Source organism: Stenotrophomonas sp. SrG (assembly GCF_050031795.1).
Classification (GTDB): Bacteria; Pseudomonadota; Gammaproteobacteria; order Xanthomonadales; family Xanthomonadaceae; genus Stenotrophomonas; species Stenotrophomonas rhizophila_A.
Genome location: NZ_JBNBBE010000028.1, coordinates 1 through 8,846, shown reverse-complemented (window position 1 = coordinate 8,846; position 8,846 = coordinate 1). Strand labels below are relative to the sequence as shown.

Below are 8,846 nucleotides of genomic sequence, written 5' to 3'. Positions count from 1 at the left end.
GGGTCACGGCGTCTCCCGCAAACCCACCGGCGCCGGCCAAGCCAGACACCCTCGCAGGCGAAGGCTGTTGCTGTTGCTGTTGGCTTTACGCCTTCCGCGCGTAATCCACGAAATCGAACGCAAATGCGTGTCGCGCATCAGCGGCATGATGCTCGCGCGCTGTTTCAACCCACAGTTGCGGGTCGACCGGCGGGAAATGGGTGTCGGCCTGGACGCGGGTATCCACCCAGGTCAGGTGCAGGTCGGTGGCCTGCGCCATGGCGAGGCGGTAGATCTCGCCGCCGCCGATCACGCACAGTTCGTCTGCGCCGGCATCGGCCGCGAACTGAAGTGCTTCGTCGATGGTGGCCACCGCCTGCATGCCCTCGAACGGTACCTGGCCCGAGCGGGTCAGGACCAGGTTCGGGCGGCCCGGCAACGCGCGGCCCAGCGACTGCGCGGTCTTGCGGCCCATCAGGATCGGCTTGCCGATCGTCAGCGCCTTGAATCGCTTCAGGTCGTCCGGCAGCTGCCAGGGCAGCTGGTTCGCTTGGCCGATGCCGTGGTCGTGGTCGAGTGCCGCAACAAGGGACAGCTTCACGTGCCGGCCTCCGGTTCCATCCGCGCCGCGTCGCAGTGTTGCTGCGCGCTGTTCACTTCGGCCAGTGCCTTCTGCAGGCCCGGGTCGGCGTCCATCATGCTGTCGGCCGCTTGGGTGAGCCGGGCCATGTGCGCCTCCTGTGCCGCCTGCAGGCCGGGGGCCGACATCACCTCGGCGCTCAGCACGCCGAGCTCCTCCTCCCCGCTTCGGTCCAGGAAGGCCTGAAGCTGCTGCGCCGTCCAGGCACTGCCGAGCAGTTGCTCGAAGCCGCGCTGGTAGGCAGGGTCGTTGAATGTTTCCTGCATGAAGCGCACCAGCGCCGTCGACATGCTGGCCACCGCCGCGCGCGTTGCCGGCTCGCATGCGGCCGGCAGATCGCCCGGCAGGAAACCCGCACCCAACCCGTCCGCCATCATCGCAACATTGTTGTTGACCTGGCGCAGCACGATCTGCGCATTGACCTGTGCGGCCAGGTTCCCGGGGGAATCGGCTGCGGCCTGTGCAAGTGCCGGCGACAGCAGCAGCATCAGCAGGGCGACCCGACGCGCCCGCCTCATACCGCCACCGGCGCCTTGATCGCCGGGTGCGGGTGGTAGCCGTCGATGCGGATGTCATCGAACTGGAAGCCGAACAGATCGGTCACGTCCGGATTCAGCCACAGCGTGGGCAGCGCGCGCGGTTCGCGCGCGAGCTGCTCGCGGGCCTGTTCGTAATGATTGGAATACAGGTGCGCGTCGCCCAGCGTGTGCACGAAATCGCCCACGCCCAGCCCGGTGGCCTGCGCCACCATGTGGGTCAGCAGTGCGTAGCTGGCGATATTGAAGGGCACGCCCAGGAAGATGTCGCCGCTGCGCTGGTACAGCTGGCAGCTCAGCTTGCCGTCCACCACGTAGAACTGGAACAGGTTGTGGCAGGGCATCAACGCCATCTGCGAGAGCTCACCCACGTTCCAGGCGCTCACCACCAGCCGGCGCGAATCCGGGTTGCGTTTGATCTCGTCCACCAGCCACTGCATCTGGTCGATGCTGCCGCCGTCGGCGGTGGCCCAGCTGCGCCACTGCTTGCCGTAGACCGGGCCGAGGTCGCCGTTCTCGTCGGCCCACTCGTCCCAGATGCGCACCTGGTTGTCTTTCAGGTAGCCGATGTTGGTGTCGCCCTTCAGGAACCACAGCAGCTCGTGGATGATCGAGCGCAGGTGCAGTTTCTTGGTGGTGACCAACGGGAAACCGTCGTTGAGGTTGAAGCGCATCTGCCAGCCGAACACGCTGCGCGTGCCGGTGCCGGTGCGGTCCGATTTTTCCGTGCCGTGTTCGAGCACGTGCTCGAGCAGGTCCAGGTAGGCTTTCATGCCTTGCTCCCAGCCGTGGCGGGGGTGACCGGCAGCACCGGCTGCAGCACCGGCGCGCGGCGCGACAGGGCCAGCAGCACCAGGCCCAGCACCACCAGCGGCAGGCTCAGCAGCTGGCCGCGGGTGAACCAGTCAAAGGCCAGGTACACGCCGTTGTCGGGCATGCGCACGAATTCCACCGCGAAGCGGAACACGCCATACATCAGCGCGAACAGGCCCGAGACCAGGTAACGGTGGCGCGGCGTGGCCGACACCGCCCACAGCACCACGAACATCACCAGCCCTTCCAGCAGCGCTTCGTACAACTGCGAGGGGTGACGGGCGAACGGATTGAGTGCGCCGGTTGCAAACTGCTCGCGCAGCGCCGGCATGTCCAGCTGGTTCAGCGGCGACGGCAGGCCGGAGGGAAACACCACGCCCCAGGTGCCGTCGGTGTACTTGCCCCACAGCTCGGCGCCGATGAAGTTGCCGATGCGGCCAAAGCCCAGGCCCAGCGGTACCAGCGGCGCCATGAAGTCGATGGTGTCGCCCAGGTGCAGGCGGTGCTTGCGCGACCAGTACCACGAGGCGAACAGCACGCCCAGCAGGCCGCCGTGGAAGCTCATGCCGCCATCCCACACCTTGAACAGCAGCAGCGGGTTGTGCAGGAAATCGCCCAGCGCGTAGAACAGCATGTACCCCACGCGGCCACCCACCACCACGCCGAGCATGGCGTAGAACAGCAGGTCGGAGAAGCCGTTGGCATCCACGCCCGGCAGGCGCCCTGCCGCGATGCGCCGCCGCCCCAGCCACCAGGCCGCAGTGAAGCCGAGCAGGTACATGATGCCGTACCAGTGCACCTTGACCGGCCCAAGCGAGATGGCGATGGGGTCGATGTCGTGGAGATAGATCATGGGCAATGCCTTGCAGGTAAGCGGCTATTCTCGGGCCAGCGCCGCCGTACCTCAACCAAGGAACTGCGGGGTATTGGGCAGGGCGTCATCCTTGGACCCGCTGCCGGGCGGATAGTGCCCCGCCAGTATGTCCGATACCTCGGCAATGGCCAGCAGCACCGCGTCCTGCAGGGCGCCCTCGCGCAACTGCTGCTGCATGTGCGCACACACCGCCTGCCACTGCGCTTCGCCCACCCTGCCGCGCAGACCGCGGTCGGCCACCAGCTCGATGGCGTGGTCGGCCAGCAGCAGGTAGACCAGCACGCCGTTGTTGTTCTCGGTATCCCAGGTGCGCAGCTGGGCAAAGGCATGCTCGGCCCGCTGCCGGGGCGTAACCCCCTGCCACAGCGCGGTCATTGGCAGATCCGCTTCCACCGCGAACATGACCTGGCCGCCGTGGCGGCGCTCGCCGCCGGCAATGGCATCCGTGATGGCCTGCAGCGCGTCCGGCGGGAAGGTCCGCTGCAGCGAAGGTGCGAACAGATGGCGCCAGATGCGCATCACCATCCTCCCGAGGCGCCACCGCCTCCGGATCGTCCACCCCCACCGCCCCAGCCGCCACCGCCACCGCCGAAGCCACCGCCTCCACCACCCCAGCCTCCGCCGCCGCCAAAGCCACCGCCGCCCCAGCCGCTGTTGCGGGCGAAGCGGCCGACCCGGCCGGACGAGAAGCCCACGAACAGGCCGATCAGCCCGGCCAGGCCACTGGCCAGCCACAGCGAAGTGAACAGGAAGGCGGCCACCGCTGCGCCGCCACCGCCCAGCAGCGCGCGCACCGGGCGCGGCAGCCAGCCCAGCAGGGCGCGGGCGAAGGTGCCAACGAAGAAGCCGATCACCAGCGCCAGCGTGAAGCCATCGCCGCCACTGCCACGGGGATCACGGTGGGCACTCACCGGCGCCGGCAGTTCCTCGCCGTCGATCAGCTTCACCAATGCGGCGCTGCCGTCGACCAGCCCGCCGGCGTAGTCGCCACTGCGGAAGCGCGGGGCCAGGTATTCCTGGATCACCCGGTTGGCGATGGCATCGGGAATGGCGCCTTCCAGCCCGTAGCCGGGCTCGATCCGCACCCGGCGGTCATCCTTGGCCACCACCAGCAGCACGCCATCGTCCACGCCGCTGCGGCCGATCTTCCACTGCTCGAACACCCGTTGGGTGTACTGCTCGATGGTTTCCGGCTGGGTGCTGGGCACCATCAGGATCTGCAGCTGGCTGCCCTTGCGCTGCTGCAACGCCAGCGCCTGGGCCTCCAGCGCCTGTTTCTGCGCGGCATCCAGGGTGCCGGTGGTGTCCACTACCGGTGAGGTCATCGGCGGAATCGCCGCGTCAGCCTGCGCCCAAGCCGGCACGGCCAGGCACAGGCACAGGCACAGCAGCAACCACGCGCGCAGCAGCAGCGGGGTGTTCACCGGCTTACTGGGCCGGGGCCGGAGCCTGCTGCGGCGGCGGCGCGGGCGCCGGGGCCGCGGGCTGCGCACCGAACTTCACCGCCGGCGGCTGCGAAATCTGCGCTTCGTTTTCCACCGTGAAGTTCGGCTTTTCCTTGTAGCCGAACAGCTTGGCGGTGATCAGCTGCGGGAACGAGCGGACGTAGGTGTTGTAGTCCTGCACCTGCTGGATGTAGCGGCCGCGCGCCACGGTGATCCGGTTCTCGGTGCCTTCCAGCTGCGCCTGCAGATCGCGGAAGCCCTGGTCGGATTTCAGGTTCGGGTAGTTCTCGGTCACCACCAGCAGCCGCGACAGTGCGCCACTGAGCTCGCCCTGCGCCTGCTGGAACTGCTTGAGCGACTCGGCGTCGTCGGCATTCACGTTGACCTGGCCCACCCGCGCGCGGGCATTGGTCACGTCGGTGAGCACCTGGCGCTCCTGGTTGGCATAGCCTTCCACGGTCTGCACCAGGTTGGGAATCAGATCGGCGCGGCGCTTGTACTGGTTGAGCACCTCGGCCCAGCCGGCCTTGACCTGCTCATCCTTCTGCTGGATCGAGTTGTAGCCACAACCTGACAACAGGCTGGCCAGCAGGGCCAGCAGGATCAGTCGGGGAGAGATACGCATGGCCGGCTCCGGATCGGGGTGGACGCGGCCGGAGAATGGCATGAATAGGGGTTAATTCCCCGTTAGGGTGTCCGGGGGTGACGACCAACGGTCGTCACCTGCAGGGTTGGTCCGCGCGCACCCGTTACCGGTGGATCCGCGTCCAATTGCCGGTGGATCCGCGTCCAACCCGGTAGGTACCGACCGTTGGTCGGTACGGGTGAAACCGACCGCAGGTCGGTTTCACCAATTGCCGGCACCCGGCACGTGGTGGGCCACGGCGCGGCGGCGCATCAGCAGGTTCAGCCACTCCACCAGCACCGAGAAGCCCATGGCGGCATAGATGTAGGGCTTGGGCACGTGCACGTCCAAGCCGTCCAGGATCAGCACCGCACCGATCAGCAGGATGAAGGCAAGGGCCAGCATCTTCACGGTCGGGTTGGCGTCGATGAAGCGGCCCAGCGGGTTGGCCGCCAGCAGCATGACCGCCACCGACAGCAGGATCGCCGCGACCATCACCGGCACGTGGTCGGCGATGCCGACAGCGGTGATCACCGAATCCAGCGAGAACACGATGTCGATGATTGCGATCTGCGCGATCACCATGCCGAACACGGCCGAGGCCTTGGTGGTGGTGGGATCTTCGTCTTCGCCGCCGGTGATCAGCTCGCGGATTTCCATGCCGCCCTTGATGATCAGGAACAGGCCGCCGAGGATCAGCACCAGGTCGCGGATGGAGATGCCCATGCCGGCCACGGTGAACAGATTGGCCTGCATGTGCGCCAGGTAGGCCAGCGACACCAGCAGCAGGATGCGGGTGATGCACGCCACCGCGATGCCCAGCTTGCGCGCGAACGGACGGCGCGCTTCCGGCAGCTTGCTCACGGCAATGGAAATGAACACCAGGTTGTCGATGCCGAGCACGATTTCCAGCGCGCTCAGGGTCAGCAGGGTCAACCAGACGTTCGGGTCGGACAGCAGTTCAAGCAACATGGACCTGGATCCTTACTAAGGGGGAAAGCGGACGTGGGCGCGTCAGAACACGCGCGGCGCCAGGACCAGGCCCCAGCACAACAGAACATTCATCATCAACACGAACACCGCCGCCGAGCCCATGTCCTTGGCGCGGCCAGCCAGCTCATGGAATTCGGCGCCGTAGCGCTCGATCACCGCTTCAATCGCCGAATTGGCCAGCTCCATGGCCAGTACCAGCAGCATCGAACCGATCATCAGTGCGCGCTCGACCGGGGTCTGCCCCAGCCACAGCGCCAGCGGCGCCAGCACGACCAGCAGGTAGACCTCCAGCCGGAACGACGACTCGTGCAGCCAGGCCGCCCGCAGGCCCTGCCAGGACCACACCGCGGCCTTGAAGATGCGCTTGGGGCCGCGGGGCATGTGCCCGGTTTCATCAGCCACGCAGGGTCACCCCACGGCGGGAAACAAGGCAGGACGGCAGGTGCGGGGCACGACAAGGGGTCATGGGCAGCGCGGGAAGCGGTGGACAATCCGCCATTTTGCCACAAGGGTGGCGGCGCCACCCGGCCGTGCCGGGCGTTGGCCGGCCCACCCGGCCTAGAATGACCCTACGCATCAAAGGAGTCGTTCATGTCCCAGCGTTTTGCCCGCCCCCTGCTGCTCGCCCTGGCGCTGACCGCCAGCCTGCCCGCCCTGGCCCTCAAGCCCGCCCCGGTGCCGGCCCCGCCGCAGGTCCCCGAACAGGTCTCCAACGTGGCCTGGGCCGGCGACATGGCCGCCTTCGCCAAGGCCGACGCCGCCACCCCGCCCCCGCGCGGCGGCATCGAGTTCATCGGCAGTTCCTCGATCCGGATGTGGAACACCCTGGCGGCCGACTTCCCCGGCCAGAAGGTCTTCAACCGCGGCTTCGGCGGCTCCGAAGTGCGCGACAGTACCTGGTACGCCGACCAGATCGTGATTCCGTACGCGCCCTGCAAGGTCTTCTTCTACGCCGGCGACAACGACCTCAACAGCGCCCGCACGCCGACCCAGGTCCGCGACGACGTGGTGGCGTTCGTGCAGCGCGTGCACCGCGACCTGCCGAAGACCACCGTGGAAGTCATCTCGATCAAGCCCAGCCCGTCGCGCGCGCAGCTGCTGCCGGCGGTGCAGGAAGCCAATGGATTGATCCAGCAGGCGCTTGCGAAGCTGCCGAACACCGGCTACACCGACATCTACACCCCGATGCAGGGCGAGGACGGGCAGCCACGCGCGGCGTTGTTCCGCGAAGACATGCTGCATATGAAGCCGGAGGGGTATGCGATCTGGCGGAAGGCATTGGCACCGAAGGTGCAGTGCAGATAATCGACAACGACGCAACTGCGTCGATACATGAAAATTATTGTCATAAGAGGGCACCCACTATGACGCGGGCGCCCTCCAGGCAAGGATGACCATGGCGGAACAAGATTAATACCCGAAGCAATCAGATGCACCCTAGAGCGCAAAACGCAAGCTCAGTAGGGCCATATATACCCCAAGATGCCTTCGTTGATGGTTGCGCCCCAGCCATCACAGTTTTCCCGGATGCTGTCAAAATGATCGGACCTTCCCGGCAAGTCTTGTCGGCAGCGGTAGAGCGGGGTCGTCCCCGGATGTTGGTACGAGTAAACATAGCCGATGATCCTACGCCTCACCGGCTTGGCCTGACCCTCGCAGTTGGAGTCAAGTGAGGTGAAGTAGTTCCAAGGCTTGGTAGACTTCACGATGCACTGATGGAGCGTGTTTGCACCTTCAAACGGGTGGTAAGCAATAACGCCTAGATTGGACAAAAAGCCTCCTTCAGGCCAGTCGCCACCACCTGCATACACCGAATTCTCACTAAACACGTCTCCCCCTGCCCCGTTCACCTTACGACGTTCCATTATCGCCGTGGGCACTCCTGGGTACGCACCTCTCTCACCCTCTAAACGATCAACCCCATCCGGAATAAGCGCCACCGACTTGGCGGCCACATAACCCGAAGCCAGACAAAAAAACACACCAGACGCAACAATCGTTACAAATCCTTTCACAGGCAAGCTCCCGACACATGAGTTTATGAGGTCTGCGAGTTGTGATGCACCCCAACTCACGGGCAGAGCCTAGCCTTCGACAAGGCCGCTCCGATGGGGTCCAAATCACAGAATTTCCTCAATAGAAACCTTTAATAATGCTCATTGACCTGGATGCAGCTCGCCATTGAAACGAACGTCCATGGCACAGAGAATTTGAAAAGCAGATAGATCGATCAATCCGACAAGTCTGCTGCAATGAGTGACGTTATCGACCTACAGCCTGATGTCGCGTTTTGCCAAAGACTTTCAAGAACCTTCGAGGTCATCCGCAGAATCTACGGTGACTACTAAGAACGCTTCCCCTACGCGATTCGACCTTTCTAGGCCCGGTCTTTGTTCTCGGATGTCCTTGCACTTCTCCAACGCGTGAACCGCGACCTCCCGAAGACTCCTGTCGGTGTCAACTCGATTGAGAGCGCGAACCTGCTGCCGGCGGTGCAGGAAGGGAACGGATTGATCCAGCAGGCCTTGGCTAAGCTGCCGAACACCGGCTACACCGACATCTACACCCCGATGCAGGGCGAGGACGGGCAGCCACGCGCGACGTTGTTCCGCGAAGACATGCTGCATATGAAGCCGGAGGGGTATGCGATCTGGCGGAAGGCATTGGCAAGCAAGGTGCAGTGTGGTGCAACGGTAAAGCGGTAACAGCGCACGTTGTTTTGAGGTCATGCGTTAAAGGGCCGATCAGCAGAGTCAGCAGTCGTTTGGGAACCGACCCTACCGCGCTCGCACACCATCGAGGGGAGTGGCGGGGGTGGGTTTGCGGGGGTGTGAGCCGCATGGATGCGGCGACCAAGCCCCCAAGGATGGGTTGAGGTGGTCTAATCCGGCTGGACACTCGATAGGATCAATCCAAGCATCGAGGTGACCCGTGGCAAGAC

General features: G+C 65.1%; 11 protein-coding genes and 1 pseudogene. 2 read left to right on the top strand and 10 right to left on the bottom strand.

All coding sequences use genetic code 11. The features are described 5' to 3' along the window. Positions 1 to 85: 85 nt before the first annotated feature. The 9 genes from ACQG3P_RS18475 to ACQG3P_RS18435 all read right to left on the bottom strand — a co-directional run bounded on the left by ACQG3P_RS18475 (position 86) and on the right by ACQG3P_RS18435 (position 6,307). Positions 86 to 580: a dihydrofolate reductase gene (locus ACQG3P_RS18475; RefSeq protein ID WP_426805844.1), complete on the bottom strand. Its 495-nt coding sequence runs from the start codon at positions 578 to 580 to the stop codon at positions 86 to 88. Continuing rightward, positions 577 to 1,107, bottom strand: a complete 531-nt coding sequence (locus ACQG3P_RS18470; RefSeq protein ID WP_426805843.1) for a hypothetical protein — start codon at positions 1,105 to 1,107, stop codon at positions 577 to 579. The genes ACQG3P_RS18475 and ACQG3P_RS18470 overlap by 4 nt, the downstream gene beginning before the upstream one ends. A gap of 26 nt (positions 1,108 to 1,133) precedes the next feature. Beyond that, positions 1,134 to 1,928 (bottom strand): thymidylate synthase, encoded by a 795-nt coding sequence (locus ACQG3P_RS18465; RefSeq protein ID WP_093532936.1) that lies wholly within the window; start codon positions 1,926 to 1,928, stop codon positions 1,134 to 1,136. Then, positions 1,925 to 2,821 carry a prolipoprotein diacylglyceryl transferase gene (gene lgt / locus ACQG3P_RS18460; protein WP_320459118.1) on the bottom strand — a complete coding sequence of 299 codons (897 nt, stop codon included), beginning with the start codon at positions 2,819 to 2,821 and terminating at the stop codon, positions 1,925 to 1,927. The genes ACQG3P_RS18465 and lgt overlap by 4 nt, the downstream gene beginning before the upstream one ends. A gap of 51 nt (positions 2,822 to 2,872) precedes the next feature. Beyond that, complete coding sequence (locus ACQG3P_RS18455) at positions 2,873 to 3,361, bottom strand: TPM domain-containing protein (protein ID WP_217537033.1); 489 nt, start codon at positions 3,359 to 3,361, stop codon at positions 2,873 to 2,875. Next, positions 3,361 to 4,254, bottom strand: coding sequence for a TPM domain-containing protein (locus ACQG3P_RS18450; RefSeq protein ID WP_426805856.1), 894 nt, complete (start codon positions 4,252 to 4,254; stop codon positions 3,361 to 3,363). Before ACQG3P_RS18450 ends, ACQG3P_RS18455 begins: the two co-directional genes overlap by 1 nt. A gap of 16 nt (positions 4,255 to 4,270) precedes the next feature. Next, on the bottom strand, positions 4,271 to 4,912 hold the full coding sequence (locus ACQG3P_RS18445; RefSeq protein WP_068854548.1) for a LemA family protein: 642 nt from the start codon (positions 4,910 to 4,912) through the stop codon (positions 4,271 to 4,273). A gap of 222 nt (positions 4,913 to 5,134) precedes the next feature. Further along, positions 5,135 to 5,884 (bottom strand): TerC family protein, encoded by a 750-nt coding sequence (locus ACQG3P_RS18440; protein ID WP_093532939.1) that lies wholly within the window; start codon positions 5,882 to 5,884, stop codon positions 5,135 to 5,137. A gap of 42 nt (positions 5,885 to 5,926) precedes the next feature. Continuing rightward, entirely contained in the window at positions 5,927 to 6,307 is a 381-nt protein-coding gene (locus tag ACQG3P_RS18435; protein WP_426805842.1) for a diacylglycerol kinase, read from the bottom strand. 189 nt (positions 6,308 to 6,496) lie between these two features. Here ACQG3P_RS18435 and ACQG3P_RS18430 point away from each other — a divergent pair, with 189 nt between their 5' ends. After that, a complete protein-coding gene (locus tag ACQG3P_RS18430) occupies positions 6,497 to 7,210 on the top strand; it encodes an SGNH/GDSL hydrolase family protein (protein WP_426805841.1) in 714 nt (237 codons plus the stop codon). Positions 7,211 to 7,362: 152 nt separating this feature from the next. Here the strand turns inward: ACQG3P_RS18430 and ACQG3P_RS18425 are convergent, their stop codons facing one another. Next, the gene (locus tag ACQG3P_RS18425; RefSeq protein ID WP_426805840.1) at positions 7,363 to 7,920 is read right to left on the bottom strand and encodes a hypothetical protein; all 558 of its coding nucleotides are present in this window, start codon (positions 7,918 to 7,920) and stop codon (positions 7,363 to 7,365) included. A gap of 384 nt (positions 7,921 to 8,304) precedes the next feature. Here ACQG3P_RS18425 and ACQG3P_RS18420 point away from each other — a divergent pair. Next, positions 8,305 to 8,610, top strand: a pseudogene (locus ACQG3P_RS18420) (hypothetical protein); the annotation flags it as partial. Positions 8,611 to 8,846: the final 236 nt, after the last annotated feature.